This is a genomic window from Propionigenium maris DSM 9537 (genome assembly GCF_027925155.1).
Taxonomy (GTDB): Bacteria; Fusobacteriota; Fusobacteriia; order Fusobacteriales; family Fusobacteriaceae; genus Propionigenium; species Propionigenium maris.
This window is the reverse complement of the sequence record NZ_BSDY01000033.1, coordinates 1-22,737: the sequence shown is the minus strand read 5'-3', so window position 1 is coordinate 22,737 and position 22,737 is coordinate 1. Positions and strand designations below refer to the sequence as shown.

The 22,737-nt window shown below is 40.6% G+C and carries 26 protein-coding genes and 1 pseudogene; 15 read left to right on the top strand and 12 right to left on the bottom strand.

All coding sequences use genetic code 11. The features are described from left to right. Nucleotides 1-28: 28 nt before the first annotated feature. A complete protein-coding gene (locus tag QMG11_RS18260) occupies nt 29-373 on the top strand; it encodes a hypothetical protein (RefSeq protein ID WP_281837761.1) in 345 nt (114 codons plus the stop codon). A gap of 353 nt (nt 374-726) precedes the next feature. Here QMG11_RS18260 and QMG11_RS18255 read toward each other — a convergent pair whose 3' ends face one another. The 3 genes from QMG11_RS18255 to QMG11_RS18245 form a co-directional block, all read right to left on the bottom strand. Further along, a complete protein-coding gene (locus QMG11_RS18255; RefSeq protein WP_281837760.1) occupies nt 727-1,074 on the bottom strand; it encodes a heavy-metal-associated domain-containing protein in 348 nt (115 codons plus the stop codon). A gap of 20 nt (nt 1,075-1,094) precedes the next feature. Then, nucleotides 1,095-3,680 (bottom strand): heavy metal translocating P-type ATPase, encoded by a 2,586-nt coding sequence (locus tag QMG11_RS18250; RefSeq protein ID WP_281837759.1) that lies wholly within the window; start codon nt 3,678-3,680, stop codon nt 1,095-1,097. Nucleotides 3,681-4,029: 349 nt separating this feature from the next. After that, nucleotides 4,030-4,461 (bottom strand): Spy/CpxP family protein refolding chaperone, encoded by a 432-nt coding sequence (locus QMG11_RS18245; RefSeq protein ID WP_281837758.1) that lies wholly within the window; start codon nt 4,459-4,461, stop codon nt 4,030-4,032. A 215-nt stretch (nt 4,462-4,676) separates the two neighbouring features. On the opposite strand from QMG11_RS18245, the gene QMG11_RS18240 reads away from it, so the two are divergent. Then, the gene (locus tag QMG11_RS18240) at nt 4,677-5,282 is read left to right on the top strand and encodes a hypothetical protein (protein ID WP_281837757.1); all 606 of its coding nucleotides are present in this window, start codon (nt 4,677-4,679) and stop codon (nt 5,280-5,282) included. Nucleotides 5,283-5,295: 13 nt separating this feature from the next. Next, nucleotides 5,296-7,332, top strand: a complete 2,037-nt coding sequence (locus QMG11_RS18235) for a multicopper oxidase domain-containing protein (RefSeq protein ID WP_281837756.1) — start codon at nt 5,296-5,298, stop codon at nt 7,330-7,332. A gap of 474 nt (nt 7,333-7,806) precedes the next feature. On the opposite strand, the gene lplA is transcribed toward QMG11_RS18235, so the two are convergent. From lplA to QMG11_RS18210, 5 genes are all read right to left on the bottom strand, one after another. Continuing rightward, nucleotides 7,807-8,802, bottom strand: coding sequence for a lipoate--protein ligase (gene lplA, locus QMG11_RS18230; protein ID WP_281837769.1), 996 nt, complete (start codon nt 8,800-8,802; stop codon nt 7,807-7,809). A gap of 1 nt (nt 8,803) precedes the next feature. Then, complete coding sequence (gene lpdA, locus QMG11_RS18225) at nt 8,804-10,522, bottom strand: dihydrolipoyl dehydrogenase (protein WP_281837755.1); 1,719 nt, start codon at nt 10,520-10,522, stop codon at nt 8,804-8,806. Between the two features lie 78 nt (nt 10,523-10,600). Continuing rightward, entirely contained in the window at nt 10,601-10,948 is a 348-nt protein-coding gene (locus QMG11_RS18220) for a carboxymuconolactone decarboxylase family protein (RefSeq protein ID WP_281837754.1), read from the bottom strand. A gap of 102 nt (nt 10,949-11,050) precedes the next feature. Then, complete coding sequence (locus QMG11_RS18215) at nt 11,051-11,470, bottom strand: MarR family winged helix-turn-helix transcriptional regulator (protein ID WP_281837753.1); 420 nt, start codon at nt 11,468-11,470, stop codon at nt 11,051-11,053. A gap of 155 nt (nt 11,471-11,625) precedes the next feature. Then, entirely contained in the window at nt 11,626-12,267 is a 642-nt protein-coding gene (locus QMG11_RS18210; protein ID WP_281837752.1) for an MIP/aquaporin family protein, read from the bottom strand. 751 nt (nt 12,268-13,018) lie between these two features. On the opposite strand from QMG11_RS18210, the gene QMG11_RS18205 reads away from it, so the two are divergent. Further along, entirely contained in the window at nt 13,019-13,144 is a 126-nt protein-coding gene (locus QMG11_RS18205; protein WP_281837751.1) for a hypothetical protein, read from the top strand. A 104-nt stretch (nt 13,145-13,248) separates the two neighbouring features. Here the strand turns inward: QMG11_RS18205 and QMG11_RS18200 are convergent, their stop codons facing one another. From QMG11_RS18200 to QMG11_RS18190, 3 genes are all read right to left on the bottom strand, one after another. Next, nucleotides 13,249-13,491, bottom strand: coding sequence for an SHOCT domain-containing protein (locus tag QMG11_RS18200; protein ID WP_281837750.1), 243 nt, complete (start codon nt 13,489-13,491; stop codon nt 13,249-13,251). A gap of 37 nt (nt 13,492-13,528) precedes the next feature. After that, nucleotides 13,529-13,966 (bottom strand): hypothetical protein, encoded by a 438-nt coding sequence (locus tag QMG11_RS18195; RefSeq protein WP_281837749.1) that lies wholly within the window; start codon nt 13,964-13,966, stop codon nt 13,529-13,531. A gap of 86 nt (nt 13,967-14,052) precedes the next feature. Continuing rightward, the gene (locus QMG11_RS18190; RefSeq protein WP_281837748.1) at nt 14,053-14,490 is read right to left on the bottom strand and encodes a hypothetical protein; all 438 of its coding nucleotides are present in this window, start codon (nt 14,488-14,490) and stop codon (nt 14,053-14,055) included. Between the two features lie 158 nt (nt 14,491-14,648). On the opposite strand from QMG11_RS18190, the gene QMG11_RS18185 reads away from it, so the two are divergent. Further along, nucleotides 14,649-15,158, top strand: coding sequence for a periplasmic heavy metal sensor (locus tag QMG11_RS18185; protein WP_281837747.1), 510 nt, complete (start codon nt 14,649-14,651; stop codon nt 15,156-15,158). Nucleotides 15,159-15,283: 125 nt separating this feature from the next. Next, complete coding sequence (locus tag QMG11_RS18180; RefSeq protein WP_281837746.1) at nt 15,284-15,697, top strand: Spy/CpxP family protein refolding chaperone; 414 nt, start codon at nt 15,284-15,286, stop codon at nt 15,695-15,697. A gap of 79 nt (nt 15,698-15,776) precedes the next feature. Here QMG11_RS18180 and QMG11_RS18175 read toward each other — a convergent pair whose 3' ends face one another. Further along, nucleotides 15,777-16,070: a metal-sensitive transcriptional regulator gene (locus tag QMG11_RS18175; protein WP_281837745.1), complete on the bottom strand. Its 294-nt coding sequence runs from the start codon at nt 16,068-16,070 to the stop codon at nt 15,777-15,779. A gap of 256 nt (nt 16,071-16,326) precedes the next feature. On the opposite strand from QMG11_RS18175, the gene QMG11_RS18170 reads away from it, so the two are divergent. From QMG11_RS18170 to QMG11_RS18130, 9 genes and pseudogenes are all read left to right on the top strand, one after another. Next, on the top strand, nt 16,327-16,551 hold the full coding sequence (locus tag QMG11_RS18170; RefSeq protein ID WP_281837744.1) for a hypothetical protein: 225 nt from the start codon (nt 16,327-16,329) through the stop codon (nt 16,549-16,551). Between the two features lie 2 nt (nt 16,552-16,553). Next, nucleotides 16,554-19,061: a heavy metal translocating P-type ATPase gene (locus tag QMG11_RS18165; protein ID WP_281837743.1), complete on the top strand. Its 2,508-nt coding sequence runs from the start codon at nt 16,554-16,556 to the stop codon at nt 19,059-19,061. A 16-nt stretch (nt 19,062-19,077) separates the two neighbouring features. Continuing rightward, on the top strand, nt 19,078-19,419 hold the full coding sequence (locus QMG11_RS18160; RefSeq protein WP_281837742.1) for a heavy-metal-associated domain-containing protein: 342 nt from the start codon (nt 19,078-19,080) through the stop codon (nt 19,417-19,419). Between the two features lie 29 nt (nt 19,420-19,448). Beyond that, the gene (lgt, locus tag QMG11_RS18155; RefSeq protein ID WP_281837741.1) at nt 19,449-20,285 is read left to right on the top strand and encodes a prolipoprotein diacylglyceryl transferase; all 837 of its coding nucleotides are present in this window, start codon (nt 19,449-19,451) and stop codon (nt 20,283-20,285) included. A gap of 159 nt (nt 20,286-20,444) precedes the next feature. Next, entirely contained in the window at nt 20,445-20,624 is a 180-nt protein-coding gene (locus tag QMG11_RS18150; protein WP_281837740.1) for a hypothetical protein, read from the top strand. Nucleotides 20,625-20,710: 86 nt separating this feature from the next. Beyond that, nucleotides 20,711-21,184, top strand: coding sequence for a hypothetical protein (locus tag QMG11_RS18145; RefSeq protein ID WP_281837739.1), 474 nt, complete (start codon nt 20,711-20,713; stop codon nt 21,182-21,184). A gap of 42 nt (nt 21,185-21,226) precedes the next feature. After that, nucleotides 21,227-22,063 (top strand): zinc metalloprotease HtpX, encoded by an 837-nt coding sequence (gene htpX / locus QMG11_RS18140; protein WP_281837738.1) that lies wholly within the window; start codon nt 21,227-21,229, stop codon nt 22,061-22,063. A 24-nt stretch (nt 22,064-22,087) separates the two neighbouring features. Continuing rightward, nucleotides 22,088-22,519: a SoxR reducing system RseC family protein gene (locus QMG11_RS18135; protein WP_281837737.1), complete on the top strand. Its 432-nt coding sequence runs from the start codon at nt 22,088-22,090 to the stop codon at nt 22,517-22,519. Between the two features lie 22 nt (nt 22,520-22,541). Then, a pseudogene (locus QMG11_RS18130) lies at nt 22,542-22,737 on the top strand (SPFH domain-containing protein); the annotation flags it as partial.

Sequence of the window (22,737 nt, the reverse complement as noted above, 5' to 3'; positions counted from 1 at the left end):
TTAGAAAGAGTTTTTAGGAGGTAGAATTATGAAGAAATATCTTCTGAATTTTATGCTTGCACTGTTGATATCATTTCCTCTTAGGGCGGAGGATATGAGCAGTTTTATGAGTGAAATGAATCATCACAATATAGCTGCTGAGGAACAGGATAGGATGCTCCTTGAGTGTAGAGGGGAATATATAAAAAAAGAGATGGTGATATCTCAAAAAATCAGAGAATTACGTAGAAAGATGAATAGATGTATGAGGGAAGAAAAGCCAGATCACAGTGATTACTATAAAAATAGAGAATTATTGGAAAATTTAAAGGTTTTAAGAGAAAGGACCAGGGCTGATCACATGGAGAAAATGATATCTATTCGAAGTCACTAACGAACATAAGTATGACACCTAATAGTTTACTGAAAGGGACAATTACATAAAACTCCTTAACTGAAATGGGCCTCCTTTTAGGGGGCTGTTTCAGTTTTTTGGATGGAGGAGAAAAAACTTTAGGGGAGGTTTTTCTCTGAGGTATGAGTATATCTTTTATATCAACCTCAGGTAAAAAGGGACGGAAGACGTTCAAGTTAAAACCTTAAATTAAAACTATGGCTGCTGAAGATATTTTAAATTATATACATAGCCTTCTGATTTTTTAGGTCCACCAGCATGGCAGGTGAATTTCTTTTTATTCACTGAAAAAGACGAGCAGATTAAGCTCGTCTTTTGAGGGAGGTTAAAAGTTATTTTTTCTTTTCTTTTTCCTTTTTTCCAAGATTGCAGCAGTCCATCCTTCCAGATCCAAAGCTCTTCTTGTTTGAATCTTCAATTTTCCCCAAAAGTCTTCTGAAGAAACCTTTTTTCTCCTCAGGATGACTAACTCCTTCTACTTCCTGGATGGAGATAACCTCATATCCCTCTGACTCAATAGACGATTTTAAAACTTCCTCACTCACTTCACCAGACACATATGCTTCCTTTTTATCTAGAAGAACCTTAACTTCTTCCACCCCATCTAGGGAGGAGATTTTTTTCTCTATTTTCTCTGCACATTTACTACATGCCATTCCCTCAATCACTACCTTCTTCATATTGCACCTCCCTGTATTTATTAGTCTTTAACCTTGGATCTCCAACGCTTCATAAGAAGTGAATTACTCACCACTGAAACGGAACTGAAAGCCATGGCACCTCCTGCAATTATTGGGCTTAAGAGGAAGCCTGTAAGAGGATATAGTGCTCCTGCAGCAAGGGGAAGCCCCAGTGAATTATAGAAGAATGCCCAAAAGAGGTTTTGCTTGATCTTCTTCATAGTATATCTGGAAAGCTCCATGGCTACGACCACATCTCTCAGGTCCTCCTTAATAAGAACAATGTCTCCTGACTCTATTGCAACATCTGTCCCGCTTCCTATGGCTATCCCTATATCTGCCTGGGTGAGAGCAGGAGCATCATTTATACCGTCTCCAACCATGGCAACTTTTCTTCCCTCTAGCTGTAGCCTCTTTATATTGTCGGATTTATCCTGGGGAAGTACCTCAGCCAAAACTCTTTTTATTCCCACCTGTCTGGCTATCGCTTCAGCAGTTCGCTTGTTGTCCCCTGTTATCATTATCGATTCAACTCCTATATTATCTAGAGCCTGAATAGCCTTGGCTGAGTGCTCCTTCAGTGTATCGGCCACAGCTATGATACCGGATATCTTTTTGTCTACGGCTATAAGCATTGCAGTTTTTCCCTCTTCCTCAAGCTTTTCTAAGCTCACCAAGGCTATTTTATAATCTATCTGCATCTCCTCCAGAAGCCTCTTATTTCCCAGATGAATAAGGTTATTTTTATATTTAACCTCAATTCCCTTTCCAGTTATGGAATTAAACCTATCTGGATCTACAATTTTTAACTTTTTTTCCTTTGCATGGTTTACTATAGCTTCTCCAAGGGGGTGCTCCGAGTTCTTTTCTGCTATTGCTGCAAATAACAGTAAATCATCCTGAGGGAGGTCTGAGAGAGGGACTATGTCGGTTACCTGGGGTTCTCCTCTGGTAAGGGTTCCCGTTTTATCAAATACGACTGTGTCGATCTTCTGGGCCATCTGCAGACTCTCGGCATTTTTAAATAATATCCCATTTTCTGCCCCCTTACCTGTGCCTACCATGATAGCAGTGGGAGTTGCCAGCCCCAAAGCACATGGACAGGCGATGATCAGTACAGCCACAAAGATTGTCAAGGCAAAGGCTACTCCCCCGAAAAAGTACCAGGCTGTGCTGGCCACTATAGCTATTCCCACAACCACAGGAACAAAGAAGGAGGAGATTATATCTGCGAGTTTCTGAATGGGCGCCTTACTTCCCTGGGCTTCCTCTACCAGCTTGATGATCTGGGCCAGAGCTGTATCTGCTCCTACCTTTGTAGCTTTAAATTTGAAGCTGCCAGTTTTATTGATAGTAGCTCCTATCACCAATGCACCCACACTTTTTTCAATAGGAATACTTTCTCCTGTAATCATGCTTTCATCTACGCTTGAGTGCCCCTCTATGATCTCCCCGTCAACGGGAACCTTCTGTCCGGGTTTTACCAGGACAATGTCGTCAACTACAACCTCTTCCACAGGTATCTCCATCTCTCTATCCTCTCTAACTACCAGAGCTGTTTTAGCTGAAAGACCCATGAGTTTTTTGATAGCTTCACTGGTTTTCCCCTTGGCTTTTGCCTCTAAAAACCTCCCCAGAAGAATGAAGGCAACAAGAATACCGGCGACCTCAAAATAAAGCTCGTCATGCCTTCTCTGAATCATGGTCCATATGCTGTATAAAAATGCCGATCCGGTCCCTATAGCAACCAGGGTATCCATATTGGCCGTCCTAGCCTTTATAACCGACCTTATCCCCTTAGTATAGAACTCATAACCTACAAGCATTATAGGAAGGGTTATCAACAGCTGAATTACTCCCAGATTATCCTCTACAAACCTATTTACAGGCAACCCCATATGGGGACCCATTGCAAAGTACAGGAGTGGAAGGGAGAGAACCATGGCAACAGTCGTCCTGTGTTTCAATGACCTAATCTCCCTCTCTCTGGCTTCCTTCTCCAGATCCTTACTTTCGGTATCTAAAAAGTTTTCATAGCCTACATCCTCTATGATCTTTCTTATCCTCCTGGAGTCAAGAGTTTCGGGATCATACTTAATCTGAGCTTTTTCCGTAGGAAGCAGATTTTTTTCTTTTATCCCAGGAAGCTTCTCCAGAGCCGATCCTACAATACCTATACAATGGGGGTTGTCCATGCCAAGCACCCTGAGGTTTAAGGTAGACAACTTCTCAGATTTTTTTATACTATAGCCGGAGTCCTCTATCACCCTCTCAAGCTCCCTCTCATCGATCTCTTCTATATGGTATTCTATTGTCGCCCTGCCAGTTGCCAGGTTGACGTTGGCACTCTCTACTCCTTTTTGGTTGTTTAAGTTCCTCTCTATCTTAGCAGCACAGGATGCACAGCTCATTCCCTCAATGGGAATGGTACACCTCTCTAGTCTGTTACCGACTAAACTCTTCCCTTGATTTTTATATGAACCATTACTTTTAAAGGTTTCATAGCAGTGTTTACTGCAGAAGTAATAGGTTTTGCCCTCTTTTTCCAGTGTAAATTTAGTTTTTTCTGGATCGACCTCCATTCCGCAAATAGGATCCTTTGCCATAGTATAACCCCCTCTCAAATATATGAAATTTACGTTACTCACCTACTATATCAATTCAACTTTAATCTACAAGGGTACCACTTTTTTTCCTACAAAAAACACCGGTTTAGAGGAGAGAAGTCAGTAAAAAAGAAGAGGAAAGAAAAGAGAACAGGATAGAACTATAGGAGAGGTGGTTTAGAGGAGAATCTGTGGAGTCTCTGCTTCCAGGTATGGTGCAGCGGGATATTGATGATATGTATCAGAATGTTATATAGGTTAAACAAATACTTATAGAGAAAAAATAGAGAGTATAAAGTATAAATAGGGCTCAACTTTCATGAGCCCTATTTATATAGAAATTATTCTGCTAATATGACATCATCTGGTTGTGGTATCTACCTCTCTGCATCATCATGGATCCTCCCATAGGTCCCATCATATCTACTCCTAATTTCTCCTTTATCTCCATTCTGTTTCTGAGCATGTTTTTATACATATCTGAGTGGAGTTTGGACCTCTTATCTATAAGGTTGTCTATATTTTTTTTATTTGGTTTATCTTTGAGCATCTCTCTCTCAATCTCAAGGTCAATAGACTTCATCTCCAGCATAAGCTTATGGTTCTCCCTCATATGGGCGTTCATCATCTCCTGGAATTCATTCTGTTGTTCAGGGGTAAGGTTGTGCATACGCCCTGCCTCTCCAGTTATAGGCATTCCTCTACTCTCCCCCATCATATGGTTTTCTGCCACCACATTTAGGGACACGACTACCATACATACTGCTAAAAGTTTTTTCACTGCAAACACCTCCTAAGAATAAAAATGTCTAAAAGTTAATACAGTTTTTAATCAAAAAATCCTCCTTGAAGATCAGTGGTCTAAGAGGTTGGCTTTATCTTTTATATCTTTAGTCGATCTTTAATAGAGGAGAAGTGAAGGAGGCGGGGTAAAATTTTGTATAAGAGAAATTACAGGTAACTATGAGAGCTATATCTTTAGCGAGGTGAATCTATATGAAAAAAGTTTTCTTTATAATTATTTCTATAGTCATAATTTTTACAGGATACTATCTCTATACCAAAGAATTTTGGGAGCCTAAGTCCTCCTACACGGGAGGAGAGGTTGCAAGTGTGGCAGAGCTTCAGGAGAAGGTGGAAGATGTAAAGGAGGAACTGAGAGAGAAGGGAGAATACAGATGCTGTATCCCAAATGACTGTGCTTGGTGTGCCATCTACATGGGGCACTGTGTGTGTGCTGATCTGGTTGAAGTGGAGGGAAGGGAACAATCTTGTCCAGAGTGTGCAGCAGCCTGGGACAGGAAGAGGGGGAAGATCCCGGGAGTTGACCCAGATGCAGTAGAGGTAATTACCTTTGGAGTGTATGGCTTTGAAAATGAGGGAAAACACTACCACCCGCCATTAAAGGGGGAGGGGGAAGGGAGCGTTGAGAACCACCACCACGGCGAGGAGGTTCACCATAACACCATACCTGAAGAAGGTCACGCAGAGAATCACCACCATGATAACGATGCCCACCACAGTAGCGAAGAGACGGAGTTAGAGAAAAAACCTCTTTCCCATGATGAGATCCATAAAAGTGGGACAGAGCACAGCCATTAAAGGGGGAGGTAGTATGAAAAAGATCTTTTTAACTTTATATATGGTCCTATCAATTGTCGCTTTAGGAAGAGTCGTTGAATATGAGATAGATATAGCCTATACAGAGGTAAATTTCACAGGAACCCCTGTAATGGCCATGACACTAAACGGAGGAATCCCGGGACCTACCTTAGAGTTTACAGAAGGGGATATTTTAAGGGTAACCTTCAACAATCATATGGAAGTAGAATCATCTATACACTGGCACGGTCTGCTTCTACCAAACGATCAGGATGGAGTCCCCTATCTCACTACACCTCCCATAAAGCCGGGAACGAGCTTTACCTACGAGTTCCCCCTCATACAATCGGGGACATACTGGTATCACTCCCATACAGGGCTACAGGAGCAGAGAGGAGTTTATGGAAGCATTGTAATCCACCCGAGGGAAAAACAGGAGATGGAGGAGTATGTAGTGGTTATATCCGACTGGATAGATGAGGACCCTGTTCAGGTTCTCAAAAACCTAAAGAAGGATGGAGACTACTATGCCCTTAAACGAGAAAGGGTACAGTCCTGGGAGAGATTTATAAGGGAGGACAGGGTAGGAGAAAGAATCATGGGAGCTTTAATGAGGATGGGACCTATGGATCTTTCTGATGTAGGTTATGATGCTTATCTCATAAATGGAAGGGAACACATCTCCCTTGATGGAATACCAGAGGGAACCCCCGTTAAACTTAGAATAATCAATGCAGCAGCATCTTCCTATTTCTTTCTTTCTTATTCCAATGGAAATATGAAAGTCGTTGCGGCGGATGGAAAAGATGTGAATCCCATAGAGATGGATGAGATTCTTATGGGAGTAGCAGAGACCTATGATGTAATCGTAGAAGCAGGAGGAGCCTTTACTGCTACAGCTCAGGATCATACAGGTAAAGCAATGCTTCATATATCACAGGTTAACGACTCTGAGGAAACCATGGATCACTCGATGCATATGATGAAAGAAGAGAAGGAGGATATAATCCATGATGAGCACCAGATGATGGGGCATAATGAAGATACTATGGATTCAGCTATGGATGAACCTAAATCTGCTCCTTCTATGGACATGGCCCACGATATGCATAGTATGACAGATGGAGTCTACTATGACTTTCTCAGAGCTGTAGAGCCAGCTTCCTATGTAGTGGGAACAAAGGAGCGGGAAGTCACCCTGCGTCTTACAGGAGATATGGAAAACTATGTATGGACCTTTGATAACAGGACCCTTATAGAGAGTGATAAGATATTAATTAAAAGGGGAGAAAGGGTGAGGTTTATCCTGAGAAATGAAACTATGATGCACCATCCTCTGCACCTTCACGGTCACTTTTTCAGGGTAATAAACAAGCACGGAAGCTATTCGCCCCTGAAGCATACTGTAGATGTGCCTCCTATGGGGACTATAACCATAGAGTTTGAAGCAGACGAAGAGAAAGACTGGTTCTTCCACTGCCACAACCTCTACCATATGAAGACTGGTATGTCCAGAGTAGTAAGCTATGAAGGCAGTGAACCTGATAAAGATATAGCCAAGAAGCTGTCCTGGGACAAAAAATGGTTCTCAAAGGGGGAGATTACAGGAGCAAGTAACTACTCAGGAACTGATGTAGCTGTATTTAATACCAGAAATAAAGTAGGTTTCTCTGGAATGGCTTCCTATGAGGGGGAACACGATGCCGATCTTTACTACAGCAGGTATATAAACAGGTTCCTCTCTCTAGTCGTGGGATTTAATATGGAGGAAGATGATGATGGAGAGGTTGATAACAGGGGATTCCTTGCAGTGGAATATCTTCTGCCCCTTCTCATAGAAACTGAGCTGAGGCTCTATGATGACGGAGATCTGGAAGCTGAATTTTTCAGTGAGTTACAGCTAACTGACAGGGTTCAATTTAACTGGGAGATCGATACAGAGGGGGAATACTTTCTAGAGCTTGAGTACAGGTATAGAAAGTGGCTTTCCTTTACAGCAAACTCTCACTCTGAGTACGATGAGGGAGTAGGAATAAAGGTAAGATTCTAAAAGGACCTCCCTAGGGAGGTCCTTCTAATTTGGGGAAGATCTATCCATAAATTAGCTTTTTATCTCACCCCTCCTCCCCTGAGATCTCTCCCCTGACATACCTTTCCTTTAACAGGTCAAAGGGTGTCTTCCTCGGGAGTGACCCCGGGAGTTGTCTCTACCAGTGAAAGGCAGAGGAATGAATATGAATAACACGGCTACTCAGGGATAATCGTAGTAGTATAAATTGAAAAAAGCTTCTCTTAGGTTTTTTTCCCAGATATAGAGGAAATTCCATATGCCCTTCTTAGTCATTAGAACTCCAATCTATTGATTGGGGAAGTTTTTTTATGAATAGAAAAGTAAAAGTACTGATCCTTAAAAGAGGGATAATGTAATTTAAAAGGAGCTCCAGCTGGAGCTCCTATAATGGTTAGAAATCTAATTTATATGTAATTTTGGAAAGCCCTTAATTCTTTAAAGGTATGATATTATTTAGAGGTTTTTCATAACCTCGTCAATCAACCACTCATACACCTCTTTTTCCTCATTACTAACATTGTATTCATGTAGCCTCATAGCCAGAACTTCTTCGACTGTTCTAATTTCTATATGTAGCAGGATTTCTCTGATATTTACAGAGAGATTCGTGTCCATGGCATCGGTATACAGAATTATATCTTCTATCCTTCCCCTGTCTACTTCTATTCCAATGTCTACTCTTCCCCACTGAAACTGGTGTTCCAGCTGAAGCTGCCATTCTGGACTGTCCCCATATCTCCAGTTCCATTGGGAGTATTTTTCATAGAGAGATTTCATATCTGTATCCATGGTAATACCGTCTGTTTCTACAATCTCCTGAACCTCCCCGTACTCTTTTTCAAACTGATCAATTAGAGCATGCCTATAGATGCCTATATCATTTCTTCCTGTTATCTCACTGAGGTTTACCACTCTAGAACGTACCGATTCAATTCCCTTGGATTTCATCTTACCCTTGGATACAGTAAGGTAATCCTGGAGTCTGCTAAAGTCTGTATCGATTAATATGGTTCCATGGTGATATGCTTTTTCCTCTGAAAAAAAGAAAGCATTCCCAGAAAACTTTTTTCCCTCTACTACCAGGTCATTTCTTCCTGTAAAGGTAGCAGCTATCCCTAAAGACTGTACCGCCTTCAGTATTACTTCTACCTGACGATCAAAATCATAGTTTTCCCTTTTCATTAGGAAGGTAAAGTTCAGGTTGCCAAGATCATGGTAAACAGCTCCTCCTCCAGAAAGCCTTCTTGCTACCTTCCCCCCATTACCTTCCAAGTCCCTGCGCCTGCATTCCTTCCAAGGGTTCTGGTTTCTTCCTATAACTACGGTATGATCATTTTGCCATAGATAAAGAATAATCTCGTCCTCTCTAAGTTCCTTCAACAAAAACTCCTCATATGCCAAGTTGAACCATGGATCATGAGAATTGGACACTACAAGTTTAGGATTCATCTTATTCAAAATGCAGTGCACCTCCATTTAGCCCCAATGCCGCTTCATGAATTGCCTCTGCTGTAGTTGGATGGGCGTGTATAGTCTTAATGATCTCACGGGATCCCAGGCCGTTTCTGATGCATAATGCCGCTTCAGTTATCATATCAGAGGCATGAGGGCCTACAATAACAGCTCCTACAAGCTTCTTTTCATCGATATCTTCTATAAGCTTTACAAATCCCATTGAATCTCCCAGGGCAAGTGCTTTTCCATTTGCCTCGAAAGGAAATTTAGATACCTTTATATTTCTTCCTTCTAGTTCACTTTCGCTATATCCTGCTGTAGCTATCTCAGGCATTGTAAATACTACGTTTGGCACTACAGAGTAGTTCATTGCTTCCTCTTCTCCGGCTATATGTTTTACTGCTACGACTCCCTGGTGGGAAGCCACGTGGGCTAAAAGCATCTTTCTGGTCACATCACCTATAGCATAGATATTAGGAATATTGGTCTGCATAAACTCATTTACTTCTATCCCGTTACCGTATTCATTGAGAACTAACCCAACTTTTTCATGGTCTATCCCTTCAAAACAGGTATCTCTTCCCACTGCAATAAGAACCTTGTCTGCAGAAAAGTATCTCTTTTCTTCTCCGATCTTCACTTTCACTATGGATTCATTATCCTCTCCGTCCAGTATCTCTGTCACTGCTCCATTGGAGATGACACGAATTCCCTTTTCCTTTGCCGACTGAAGAATAACCTCAACAACATCCTCATCTATTGTATTTAAAATAGAGTCTGCATATTCTACTACGGTTACCTGAACTCCAAAGGAAGCGTATATAAAGGCAAATTCCATTCCTATTATTCCGCCTCCAATTATGATCATCTTCCCGGGCATCTCCTTCAGCTCCAGAGCCTCCTTGCTAGTAATTATATTTTTAGAGTTGCTTCCTGGAATATTAAGTTGAGAGACTTTTCCCCCTGTGGCAATAATAATATTTTCTGCATGGATAGTGGTTTCATTCAACCCTTCCTTTACCATAACTATATTTTTATCTATGAGGTCTCCCATACCCTTAACTACTTTAACATTACGTTTTTTAAGGAGAAAGTCTATCCCGGAAACCAGCTGGCCCACAATTTCATTCTTTCTCTTCATAACGCCTTTGAGATCAACTGCTGCATTTTCAACACCGATTCCCATCTTTTCTGCTTCCCTTACAAGGTGAAATACTTCAGCTGAACGTACTAAGGTTTTAGTAGGGATACATCCCTCATTTAGGCACGTTCCTCCCAGCTTATTTTTTTCGATGAGAACGACTTTTTTACCTAGTAGGCCAGCCTGGAGAGCAGCCACATAGCCTCCTGGCCCTCCTCCTATTATGGCGATATCGGCCTCTATCTTCTCCTTCTTTGGCTTCAGCATATTCCCAAAATAACTGGAGGCACTTCCAGTCTTTGCCTTACCTGCTTTCTTTTTTTCTTTAACTTTCTCTGCACCTGCCGGAATCTTAAATAGAGGCTCGCCGATGGATATTGAAGCCCCCACCTCTACCAGCACATCTTTTATCTCACACTGAAAACCTGCCGTAGTAGAAACACTTCCCTTTTTAGATTCAATATCCAGCAGTTTATCTCCTTTTTTTACTGTATCCCCCGGATTGACATAAATTCTTGTGATCTTACCGCTGTCGGAATGCCCTGTAAGCTTTTCAAGCTTTATCACTCCCATTACTCTTCCCCCTTTTTATGTTAAGCATCAACAAAAGGCAGTATTAACTGCCTTTTGTAAAAAAGAACTATTTAATTATTAAAAATCATTTTCAAACTCATTGATAGCGTCTCTAAGGATTGTAACACTATAAGCCACAGTAGGTCCTCCACCAAATGCAGCAGCTACCATTGCAGCCTCCATAAGTTCCTCTCTTGTCGCTCCAGCTTCCATAGCTTTATATGTATGGAAAACAATACAGTATTCACATCTGTTATATACCCCGATAGCTACACTGATTAATTCCTTGAATTTTATATCCAGCTCTCCTGCTGCATATGAAGTTCCCATAAGGTTCATAAATGCTCCCATATGCTCCTCATTGGTTTTAGATACCTCTTCTAAACCTCCAATAAATGAATTAAGTACCTCTCTTGGATTTTTCATAAATATTCCCCCTCTTTAATTAAGTGCTATACTAGTAGTTAGTATAGCACTTAATTTTTTAAAAAACAATACCACGATTTATCTGGAAGATAAATCGCAGTATTAAACATTCTTTACCATTTTAGAGAGAACTTCCTTAAATATATCTAAATCCTTCTCTGAAATACCTTTCTTCAAATCCCTGTTAAAAGCCTCACCTATAGGAAGAGTCTTTTCTCTCAGCTCCATCCCTTTTTTCGTGAGATCTATAGAAGATACTCTTCTATCGGTTGCAGTTTTTTTTCTGACAATATATCCATCTTTTTCCATTCTGTCCATGAGACGAACTACTGTGGAACTTTTAATATTCATTTTTTTCCCAAGCTCAAGCTGACTTATACTGCCAAACTTTCCTAGATAAAAAAGTGCTATCCATTGAACCCTTGTGACTCCTTCCTTTAGCAATCTTTCATTGAAGCTATCTGTTATTTTCTTGCTGGCATTGCTGGCAAACCATGCAGCACAATCATCGATATCAAACATTCTTATCTCCCTTTCATTTTTATCTGATTACTATTTAGTATATCAGATAATCCCCTTTAAAACCAAAGAAAGGAAGGGAAAAATTTAAAAGTAGTAGAAAAAACAAGAGTTAAAAGAAAGAGAGCCCCCATGGGAGCTCTCTCTTTTGGTATTGATTATTCTTCCTTAAGGTATGAATTTACTGCCACAGCAAGAAGGGCTCCTGCCACCGGGGCAATAATATATATCCAAAGGTGGGTTAGGTCCCCTGCAGCAAGAGCAGGGGCAATGGACCTGGCTGGATTCATGGAAGCTCCAGTAACGGGACCAGCAAACATTGCTTCCAAACATACTGTTCCCCCTATGGCCACCCCGGCCATGAACCCCTTCTCCTTGGCTCCGGTGGCTACGTGGAGGATTACAAACATGAGGATGAATGTAAGAAGAACCTCGAAGATAAAGGCTCCACCAGGTGAGATGGAGGGAAGGGTCATACCCAGGGAGGTATTTTCAGGGAAGATGGTCTTCAGCAAAAAACTTGATGAAACTCCACCTAGAACCTGAAAGATTATGTACCCCAGGGAGTCTCTTGGAGAGATCTCTTTCCTTGATAAAAATGCAATGGTCACAGCAGGATTTAGGTGAGCTCCTGAAAGGTCTCCCAGGGAATAGATCATAGCCATAACAACAAGACCAAAAACTATTGCTATTCCAGGATGGGTAATGGCTCCACCGCTGAAATCATTGATGACAATGGCTCCGGTTCCTGCAAAAACAAGGATAAAGGTACCGATAAACTCAGAAATATACTTTTTCATAACATCTCCTTGAAAATTTTTTTAATAGTGGCTTGAGGTCGCCATTCCTAGTCATATCTTTTCGAGTAGAATTTTATGGGGTTATTTAATTATTACTATATACCGGATAGGATTTTTAATTTCTGTGAATTACTTTTACAACACTCAAATACAGACTTAAATTCTACGCTTTCCTTAATGATTAAATGGACCTCTCTAGATGAATTATATTGTGCAGCTTCCATTTTTTTCTGTGTTTCCTTCCTGTACTTTTTTCTGCAGCAGCCCCCCACCCCAAAGGTTCTCATTACAAGGTGGAATCCAAGCATAATTATTAAATATCTTGAAAGTTTTCACTTCCAGAGCATGTGAATAAAATCTGAAATGATCACCTTTTAGTGTTTATTTTATAGGGCGAAAACTTATATTCTAAGTTTAATATACTTATGTGTCAGAAGTATGGCAAGGGTAGCTTATAGAAACTATGTGCAACTTTCAAAGGAAAAAGGCTAAAGGATGAATCATAAAAAGTTGAAAAAAGGGGGTTCTGAAATCTTTAAAGGGCCGGTGCAAAAAAATCTGTAAATATGTTTAATCAATCAGCGTCCTACATCTAAAAATGAAAGCAGCTTTAAGATATAACACTTAATTGGAATAGGTGATGGAATAGAATGGTGAAAAAGATATTGATCGAGGAATATAACTGGAAGCTCAGGAGGATCAAATGAGGTTTTTTAAAGGCATATGGATATTAGGTGCTGGAGGCAACAATATGGAGCGTAGCTTGCACAGTATGGAGAAGGATTCTAACTACTATGATTTTTCAATGAGCAGGAAGCCCAAAGAGTACGGTAAGGATCTGAAGGAGAGGATAGAAAGTGGGTCTCCTTTACGGTGAACTCCTACCCTGAGTATGACGAGGGAGTTGGAATAAAGTTAGGATTTTAAAAGGACCTCCTTGGGAGAGGTCCTTTTAATTGAGGGAAAATATCTATCCATAAATTAGCTTTTTATCTCATCCTTCATCCTCTGAAACTCCTCCCTTGATATCTCTCCCTTAACATACCTTTCCTTTAACAGGTCTAAGGGTGTATTTCTCGGAGTATGCCCTGAGAAGTGGTTTTGAGAGTTATCTCTGCCGGTGAAAAGCCTAAAAAGAATAAATATAAATATAATAGGGAAGGCAAGGTGCATGATACTCATCAACCATCCCAAGATTCCATTGTTATAATACATATGATGCATAGTGTTACCTCCTAAGGTTTTTAAGATATTTAATGTCTTAAACTCTTGCAGAGATCAAAGACTTTACATAGTAAAACTGATCCGTAGAGATGATATTGTCCTCAAGCTTGAACTCAAGAAGGTTGTAGGGTCTCTTAACATCTTTTTTGGAATATGTAAGTAGCAGGAGTTCACCCTCTCCCTGAATCATAACAATATTCTTGCCAGACTTGTCATCCAAAAGAAGGATTCCCAGCTCCTCATTCTCTGAAAGAACCTCTAACCTGTCGCTTCCTCTACTGGTATTAAGGAGCTTTGAGGTGTCCACCTTATCTTCAGCCATCCATGAGAGAGTTGCTTTTTCAGACTCCACTGTAGAGATCCTTTCATATCTTTTTATGGATGGAGAATCATCCTTGTGATCTGCAAATGTTATATCCTTAAGAAAAACTGATAGGCTCAGTAGAAATAAACTTAATAATAACTTCCTTTTCATCTTACTACCTCCTAAATTCTATTATGCAATTATTATAATTAACTTTTATGTCAGAAGTGTGGCAAGATAAGGAATTTAAAGTAAATCTATCTTCCCCTGGTAAACCGGGCACAGATATAAAGGATAATAGAAGGGAGAGCAAGCCACTGGACAATGGGAACTATCCCTATATGTGTCCCCGGTATCATGGGCATGAGCTCAGAGTATGCCCAGGATCTCCTGACGACGACATTGAGTATCTCGCTGTAGGCGGTATAAGCAGTTCCCATAATGGTCACAGCCAGGTAGTCCCTTCCCCTGGGAGCAAAGAACCAGGTATTGCTTCTTTTAATGAGAGACCAGAAAAGAATTGAGAATCCCATTATCATTATGTCCCCTATGGTACAGTGGACCCTATACCACACAATAATATTTATCTCATCTGTTATATCGGTGAAGAAGGGGGTCTGAATCCACTCCCACATGCCAAAGATAAGAAAACCGAAGAAAAAGAAAGTTATGAAATACTTCATTCTTTTAATCATATATACCTCCTGAGTATTTTAATTGAGATGATTCTACCATATCTATACAGAAAAAGACGAAAATTCTTTTTTCATATAGGTGACACAAATCTGACACAAAAGATGAGTACAATGACTTTGTAAATAAAAAAAGCAACAACAAATCAGGAGGAATAAGAATGAAAAAAATAGTAGCAGTTTTAGCAGTAGTAGTATCAGCAGGAGCATTTGCACAGACGATGGATCACTCAGCGCACGGAAAGATGGATAATTCAGGACAGATGGACCACTCGGCACACCAGAATCACGGCGGAATGATGCAGCAGATGAACAACCTTACACCGGAGCAGCAGGCTGAGTACAATGAGCTTCACGGGAAGCACAGAGCAGCTATGCAGAAGTCTATGCTTGAGATGAAGGAGATCAACCTAAAAATACAAAAAGAGATGCTAGCTGAAAAGCCAAACCAGAGAAACATCGATAGACTTGTGGATCAAAAATCAAAGCTTCAGGCTCAGAAGCAGAAGGATATGCTGAAGTTCAGACTTGAGATGAAGGAGAAGTTTGGTATGGAGATGATGGGCGGAATGATGAATGGCGATAAGAAGTGCGGAATGATGGGGAAGATGGACTCCAAGGGAATGAAAAATAAAAAGGGAATGATGTCGAACAGATCGATGTCTGCATAGTAAAGGGAGCTCCAGTAGGGGCTCTTTTTTTGTGTTAATAACTTTCATAATTCTGTCACACATTTGCCTTATTGGTAGGGTAAATTTCTAGTGTAAAGTCAGAATACCATAAGGGAGGAAGGAATATGAAAAAAATAATAGCAGTTTTAGCACTGGTAGTATCAGCAGGAGCTCTAGCCCAAGGGGGAACAGGAAATGGTATGACCAGGGGAGGGCATATGCATAATAACAGGGGCGGAATGATGATGCACTACGAAAATCTTACCCCTGAGCAGCAGGCGGAGTTCAATGAACTACATGCAAAGCACAGGAATGACATGCAGAAATCTATGCTGGACATAAGGGAGATAAACCTTAAAATTCAGAAGGAGATGTTAGCAGATAAACCCAACCAGAAGAATATCGATAAGCTTGTAGATCAAAAATCTAAACTTCAGGCGCAGCATCAGAAGGAGATGCTTAAGTTTAGACTCGAGATGAAGGAGAAGTTTGGTATGGAGATGATGGGGGGAATGAACGGAAATATGATGGGAATGTAAGAAGATTTTAACAGGTAAAATCTAAAAGTTAAAGTATTTCGGGCTCTTGAAGAGAATTCAAGAGCCCGTTTTATGGTGGTTATTTAATTATTTTTTCTATGGTTTTTATGAATTCATCGATAATCTCAGGGTCGTCATTTTTAATCTTATTGGCAACACAGCTTCCCAGATGTTTTTTTAAGATTATCTTACTGACTCCATTTAACGCGGATTTTGAGGAATTGATCTGATTTAAGATATCATCACAGTAGGTGTCATTTTCAATAAGTTTCTTTATTCCCCTTATCTGTCCCTCGATTCTATTAAGTCTATTAATTAATTTTTTTTTATCCTGACTGTATGAAGCGGTATTATTTTTATCGTTTTTATCCATAACTACCTCCCTTTAACATTACATATACTCCCTATACCTATTATAAATTAAAATTTGATTAAAGTCAAAATCGATTTATATCGTTGACAAAGCGTTAAAAAGAAGTTAAAATCAAAATATAGGGTAGGGGGGTATTCTATATAAAAGAGATGGTGCATGGTTAAAATAATTCTTACAATTATTTTATTATTAAATTCTTACCTTTGTCTTAATAAAGGTCAAAAAATTACATCAAATATAAAAAGGAGGCTAAGGATTGAGGAAGGTGACCATTAAATTTAAAAACCTATTTTGTGATTTTTGTACATACGATATAGAGATAATATTGGATGAGTTTTCAGAGATAGGGGAATATAAAATTTACAGACACTCCAATACTGTGGAGATGTTTTTAAAGGAGCATGAGGACGGCCTTATTGAAAGGATCAAAGAGGATTTTAACAGAGAGGGACTGGAAGTTGTAGAGGTTATAGGAGGTTAAGTATGAAGATGAATTACAGATTAAGGGGCATGAGTTGTGCAAGTTGTGCCGCCAAAATAGAGAAAGCAGTTGGCAGGGTAGCCGGTATAGAGCAGGCAGCAGTAAATTTTGCCACGGAGACTCTCACAGTCAGCGGAGAGATAGGTGCAGGAGTTATTGAAAATACAATAAAGGAACTGGGGTACGAGGCAGAAAAAAAATCCTCATTAAAAACCATAAACCTAAAACTCCTGGGTATGAGCTGTGCAAGCTGTGCAGGAAAGATTGAAAAGGCAATAGGTGGTTTAGGTGGAGTAGAGAGCTGTGTGGTTAATTTTGCCACGGAAAAAGCAACGGTAGCCTACGACCCTAAGGTTTTAAAGTTAAGAGATATAAGGGAGAGTATTGAAGGAGCTGGATATGAGAGCAGAGTTTCAGAGGATGTAGATGAAAATAGTGAAGCAGAGGAAAAAGCCAAAGCTTTAATGAGGCACAGAAACTCCATAGCAGTTATGGGGATGTTCACACTTCCAGTATTGTATCTGGCTATGGCCGAGATGTTTATACCAGGTATTATCCCTAATTTTATAAAGCCAGATGCAAATCCTAAGCTGTTTGCAGGGGTTCAGCTGATCTTCACTATTCCCGTGATATATCTGGGAAGGGGATACTTTAGCAGAGGGTTTAAAAACTTATTAAACAGGAGTCCTAACATGGACACCCTAATAGGGGTGGGGACATCTGCGGCATTTATCTACAGCTTCTACAACACCTTTATGCTTTTTACTACCCTCAATACAGCTTATGTGATGCAGCTTTACTATGAGGCCGGGGTAGTGATCCTTACCCTTATAAGCTTTGGAAAGTATCTAGAGGAGGTAAGCAAGGGGAAAACAAACGAGGCTATAAGGAAGCTGGCCGGGCTTCAGCCTAAAACTGCCAATCTGGTAACCCAAGGGGGAGAGATCAAGGCAATAGAGATCGATGAGGTAGAGGTAGAAGATATACTACTGGTCAAGCCCGGGGAGAGCGTTCCGGTAGATGGTACTGTTATAGAGGGAAGTACTGCAATAGATGAATCCATGCTTACCGGGGAGAGCCTTCCTGTGAAGAAGTCCAGGGGCAGCAGGGTAGTAGGAGCGTCGATCAACAAGACAGGTTCTATAAAGTTTAGAGCAGAAGCTATAGGGAGCGATACAGCTCTTTCCCAAATTATAAAGCTTGTAGAGGATGCCCAGGGTTCAAAAGCTCCAATTGCCAGAATGGCAGACATAATTTCAAGTTATTTTGTACCAATAGTTATTTCCATTGCTGTGGTTTCAGGAGTAGCCTGGTATTTTACAGCTACGGCCCATCCTGAAATTATTCCCACAATATTTAACGGCAGCCCTCTAGGATTTGCCCTTACAATCTTTATTTCGGTTCTTGTAATTGCATGTCCGTGTGCCCTTGGTCTTGCCACACCAACTTCCATAATGGTAGGTACAGGTAAAGGGGCTGAGAACGGGATACTTATAAAGGGTGGGGAGGCCCTGGAAACTGCTCATAAGGTTAAGAAGATAATATTTGATAAGACAGGAACAATAACTCTGGGAGAACCTAAGGTAACAGATATAGTAGCTGTAAAGGGTATATCCAAGGAGGAGATCCTTCAAAAGGTTGCCAGTGCAGAGGTTCATTCCGAGCACCCTCTGGGAGAGGCTATAGTAAGTGGGGCTAGGGAGAGGGGGCTTAAGCTTTCAGAGGTTACAGAGTTTAAATCCATTACCGGAAAGGGAATTAGAGGATATGTAGATGGAGTTTTTGTAGCCATTGGAAATAGGAAGCTCCTAGATGAGTATAATATCCATCCGAAGCTAGAGGATGACATAGACAGATTAGCTGGTGAGGGAAAGACACCTATGTATATTATCCTGGGAGAAGGATTGGGAGGAGTAATTGCAGTGGCTGACCCAGTGAAGGAAACATCTAAAAAGGCCATTGCAAAGCTTCATGAAATAGGTATAGAGGTGGCCATGGTAACGGGAGATAATCGGAAGACGGCTCATGCCATAGCAAGGCAGGTAGGTATAGATGTGGTGCTGGCAGAGGTGCTTCCCAAGGATAAATCGGCAGAGGTTAAAAAGCTTCAGGAAGATGGCAGTGTAGTAGCAATGGTGGGAGACGGTATCAACGATGCTCCGGCACTGGCTCAGGCAGATATCGGGATAGCCATCGGAAGCGGGACAGATGTGGCTATAGAATCAGCTGATATAGTTCTTATGAAGGACGATTTAGCTGATGTCCCGCTGGCTCTCAGCCTTTCAAAGGCAACTATAAAGAATATTAAGCAGAATCTTTTCTGGGCTTTTTTCTATAATACAATAGGAATCCCTGTGGCTATGGGACTACTATTTGGGATCTACTACTTTACTGGGGGAAGAGTAAATGGAATGCTGCTTTTAAGCCCGGCTTTGGCAGGGGCAGCAATGGCTTTTTCATCGGTATCGGTTGTATCAAATGCACTGAGACTTAAAAAATTCAAGGGATAGAATCAGGAGGAAAAGTATGAAAAAAATAACTGTAGTGGGTATGAGTTGCAGCAGGTGTACAGGTAAGATCGAGGAAACTTTAAAGGCTTTAAGGGGTATCGAGATGGTTACGACCTCCCTGGAGAAGGGGGAAGTGTATATTACAGGAAGCTTGGATGACAGTGTGATAAGGGAGTCTATAGAAGCCCAAGGATATAAGGTAGTATCGGTGATAGAAGTTGAAATTCAGAAAAATCCTGAGAATAAGAAAAAGGGGTTCTTTGCCAGGCTGCTTGATAAGATAGAGTCTTCAAACAGCAAAAGCTTTGGTGATAAGAGGTTGGACTGCTGCAACCTGCAGGATAAGGATAAAAAATAGCATGAGGGTAGAGTGATATGGAGGGATAGATGAAGATATTGTTTACAGTATGGGGAGTAAGGATACCCTTCTTTGGGTTTATGATAGCTTTGGGAGTGATGGCTGCTATGTGGGTTCTATCCTTTGATGCAAAGAGAAAGGGGATCGATTCTGAAAAGGCAACCGATATGGGGGCCTGGGCTGTTATAGGGGGAATATTAGGGGCACGTTTAGGTTATATCTTGTTTTATAGTTTAGATTTTTATCTGCAAAACCCTGTGGAGATCCTAAAGATGCATGAGGGAGGAATGTCGATTCACGGGGGGATAGCAGGAGGAATGGCTGCCTCCCTGTTATTTCTCAAAGGAAATAAGGATTTAAAATTAATGGAGATGGCCGACCTGGCAGCACCACCATTAATTCTTGCTCAGGCCATAGGTCGAATAGGCTGTGATGTTTATGGAAGTGTAATGAGTAACCCAAAGCTTTGGGGCATTGCAGTAGAGGGAAGAAGCCTTCACCCTGCACAACTATATGAATTTACCCTAGATTATCTACTGTTCTTTTACCTCTGGAGAAAGAGAAGGAATAAAAGATATGAGGGACAGTTGTTCGGGATATATCTTATAGGATTTGCACTGATAAGAAGTATCGTGGAGTTATTCAGAGGAAATCCCAGAGTGTTGGGGATAATCAGTGTATCCCATCTTCTCAGCTTAAGTTTAATATTAGCAGGGCTACTATGGATTAGAGTAGCTTCAAAGAGAGAGAGGGGTAAAGTTCAGAATAAATTAAAGTGTTTTTCATTAAGGTATGAGGCATTGGCATTAACTGTAGTATTAATAGCATCCGTAGGCGTATTCTACGGAGTTCAGGTAAATTTCTAGCTTATAGAGTGTAATCTTTGATCTCAAAATTTTATGATTTCAAGGGTTACACTTTTTATTTATCTTTATTTAAATTGCCACACTTCTGACATATAGATAGATTAAACTTAGAATATAGGCTACCCCCCTATAAAAGAAAAGTTGAGAGGAGTGATTGTTTTGGAGTTTATAAGAGAATTTTTACAGATGGATTTTATTCAGAGGCTCTGGGAGTCGGAATTTTCAAGATATTTAATAATTATGCTTGGATTTCACCTTGTTATGGGAATGTTTGGGGTGGGGTGTTGCAGTAGAAGAAAGCATAGGAAGGGAACAAAGAAAAATGGAAGCTGTCACTAAGAACCCAAAGGGAGAGGAGTTCATTTTGAAGAAAAAGATAGAAGTTAATATGGATTTAAAGTTTAATTAAAAAATGGAGGTTTATGATGGATATTTTAAAAAATAAGAGAATGATTTTAACATTTTTACTAATAATTTCAGTAGTGGCAGGGGTTCAGGCTGTAGATACAAAAAATAAAAGGGAGATACAGCCACAGGTGATGCATATTGTGGATGAGAGTTCTGCTGGAAGCAATATAAGTTTAAACATTGAATTTAAAAACTATCAGGAGAGCAACCCAGAATTCTTAATATTCCAGGTGTTTATAAATACTCACTCGGAGGATCTCTCTGTATATGATGATCTAGGTAGTTATCTGGCAGTAAAAGTGGATGAGGTACCTGTAAAGCCTGAAATCATATTTGAGAAGAGGGGAGGAGGGCACCATATCTCCAATATTTTAAAGGTAAAAAATAACTACCAGGGAAAAAGACTAATGGATGAAGGTACAAAGGATATAAAGCTGGTATTCAAAAATATAGGAGAAGTAGAGGAAAGGGTGCATTCCTTTAAATTTTAGTAGATTTTTCTAGAGTATTATCTACGCTCAAGGAGGTAGAAGATGAAAGCGATAAAAACCTTTTTACTTATGGCAACGATGACACTGATTCTTATGTTCTTCGGAAATTTGTTGGGAGGAAGAAACGGGGTAGGGATAGCCCTTTTATTTTCGGTGGGAATGAATTTCTTTTCCTACTGGTATAGCCACAAGATTATTCTTTCCATGTACAGAGCCCAACCAGTTGAAGAGGGTAGCAGGGTATATGAGATAACACAAAGGGTAGCGCGGAGAGCAGACCTTCCCATGCCGAAGGTATATATGATAAATGAGTCTCAGCCAAATGCCTTTGCAACAGGAAGAAATCCTGAAAACTCTGCAGTGGCTGTTACCAGGGGACTTGTGGAAATTTTAGATGAGAATGAACTGGCTGGTGTGATAGGACATGAGCTGGGACACATAAATAACAGGGATATATTAATAGGAACTATGGCAGCTTCCCTGGCAGGGGCAATCACCTACCTTGCTCATATGGCCAGATGGTCTGCTATATTTGGCGGAAGAAGAAGCAGGGAGGGAAGCCCCTTTGCTCTAATTGCAACAATGATTTTGGCACCATTGGCTGCAATGATAGTTCAGATGGCAATATCAAGAACCAGAGAATATAAAGCTGATGAATATGGAGCTAGGGTAAGCGGCCACCCACTATATCTGGCAAGAGCCCTGAGAAAGCTATCTAACTATAGAAGGGAGCCAAATATGAAGCTGAATCCTGCTACTTCACACCTTTTCATTGTGGCTCCCCTTAAGGGAAAAGACATTTCCTCCCTTTTCAGCACTCACCCCAGAATAGAAGTAAGAATAAAAAAGTTGGAGGAGATGGCTGAAGGAGGATATTAGAGGATTGAGGTCCGAGGAGGAACTATGACAAATAGAGGATTGGTAAGGGAAGTAAATGGTGAGGTTTTGAAGGTTCAGCTATACAAGGAAAGTGCATGCAGCCACTGCTCGGGATGTGATAAAAAGGAAAAGCCAGGGAGTGTCTATAATTTCAGGTGCAGCGAAGGGGTTGAAGTGGGGGACACCATAACCTTTGAGATAAGGGACAACTCCCTGTTGAAAATAGTGGCTCTGATCTATCTGACCCCTGTTTTTTCAATGATAGGAGGATACTTTGTGGGAGAAGCGATGGGACTTTCGGAGGTGGTAAAGGTTGTTCTGAGCTTTAGCGGATTTTTAGGAGCCTTTTTGTTTATCCATCTCTATGACAGGTATAGAGGCCATGAAATAATAGAGAGGGAAATAAGGATAAAAGGGAGTGAAAAAATATCGGAGTATAAGCTGTGTAGATCATAAATAATTTAAAGGGAGTGATGATATGTTTTTTGTATTTCCACTGCTACTGCTAGCTGTAGTAATAGTAGTAACTAACATAAAGATTGTACCCCAGTCTCAGGCATATGTAATTGAGAGGCTGGGAGCGTATCTCAGCACATGGAAGGTGGGACTTAACATTACAATCCCATTTATCGACAGAGTAGCTAAGAGGGTGTCCCTGAAGGAGCAGGTAGTGG

Coding starts and splice junctions, on each gene's coding strand:
- QMG11_RS18260 (WP_281837761.1), top strand. CDS start 29: ATGAAGAAATATCTTCTGAATTTTATGCTTGCACTGTTGATATCATTT.
- QMG11_RS18255 (WP_281837760.1), bottom strand. CDS start 1,074: ATGAAGAAGGTAGTGATTGAGGGAATGGCATGTAGTAAATGTGCAGAG.
- QMG11_RS18250 (WP_281837759.1), bottom strand. CDS start 3,680: ATGGCAAAGGATCCTATTTGCGGAATGGAGGTCGATCCAGAAAAAACT.
- QMG11_RS18240 (WP_281837757.1), top strand. CDS start 4,677: ATGAAAAAAGTTTTCTTTATAATTATTTCTATAGTCATAATTTTTACA.
- QMG11_RS18235 (WP_281837756.1), top strand. CDS start 5,296: ATGAAAAAGATCTTTTTAACTTTATATATGGTCCTATCAATTGTCGCT.
- lplA (WP_281837769.1), bottom strand. CDS start 8,802: ATGAATCCTAAACTTGTAGTGTCCAATTCTCATGATCCATGGTTCAAC.
- lpdA (WP_281837755.1), bottom strand. CDS start 10,522: ATGGGAGTGATAAAGCTTGAAAAGCTTACAGGGCATTCCGACAGCGGT.
- QMG11_RS18220 (WP_281837754.1), bottom strand. CDS start 10,948: ATGAAAAATCCAAGAGAGGTACTTAATTCATTTATTGGAGGTTTAGAA.
- QMG11_RS18215 (WP_281837753.1), bottom strand. CDS start 11,470: ATGTTTGATATCGATGATTGTGCTGCATGGTTTGCCAGCAATGCCAGC.
- QMG11_RS18210 (WP_281837752.1), bottom strand. CDS start 12,267: ATGAAAAAGTATATTTCTGAGTTTATCGGTACCTTTATCCTTGTTTTT.
- QMG11_RS18205 (WP_281837751.1), top strand. CDS start 13,019: ATGGAGCGTAGCTTGCACAGTATGGAGAAGGATTCTAACTACTATGAT.
- QMG11_RS18200 (WP_281837750.1), bottom strand. CDS start 13,491: ATGCATCATATGTATTATAACAATGGAATCTTGGGATGGTTGATGAGT.
- QMG11_RS18195 (WP_281837749.1), bottom strand. CDS start 13,966: ATGAAAAGGAAGTTATTATTAAGTTTATTTCTACTGAGCCTATCAGTT.
- QMG11_RS18190 (WP_281837748.1), bottom strand. CDS start 14,490: ATGATTAAAAGAATGAAGTATTTCATAACTTTCTTTTTCTTCGGTTTT.
- QMG11_RS18185 (WP_281837747.1), top strand. CDS start 14,649: ATGAAAAAAATAGTAGCAGTTTTAGCAGTAGTAGTATCAGCAGGAGCA.
- QMG11_RS18180 (WP_281837746.1), top strand. CDS start 15,284: ATGAAAAAAATAATAGCAGTTTTAGCACTGGTAGTATCAGCAGGAGCT.
- QMG11_RS18175 (WP_281837745.1), bottom strand. CDS start 16,070: ATGGATAAAAACGATAAAAATAATACCGCTTCATACAGTCAGGATAAA.
- QMG11_RS18165 (WP_281837743.1), top strand. CDS start 16,554: ATGAAGATGAATTACAGATTAAGGGGCATGAGTTGTGCAAGTTGTGCC.
- QMG11_RS18160 (WP_281837742.1), top strand. CDS start 19,078: ATGAAAAAAATAACTGTAGTGGGTATGAGTTGCAGCAGGTGTACAGGT.
- lgt (WP_281837741.1), top strand. CDS start 19,449: ATGAAGATATTGTTTACAGTATGGGGAGTAAGGATACCCTTCTTTGGG.
- QMG11_RS18145 (WP_281837739.1), top strand. CDS start 20,711: ATGGATATTTTAAAAAATAAGAGAATGATTTTAACATTTTTACTAATA.
- htpX (WP_281837738.1), top strand. CDS start 21,227: ATGAAAGCGATAAAAACCTTTTTACTTATGGCAACGATGACACTGATT.
- QMG11_RS18135 (WP_281837737.1), top strand. CDS start 22,088: ATGACAAATAGAGGATTGGTAAGGGAAGTAAATGGTGAGGTTTTGAAG.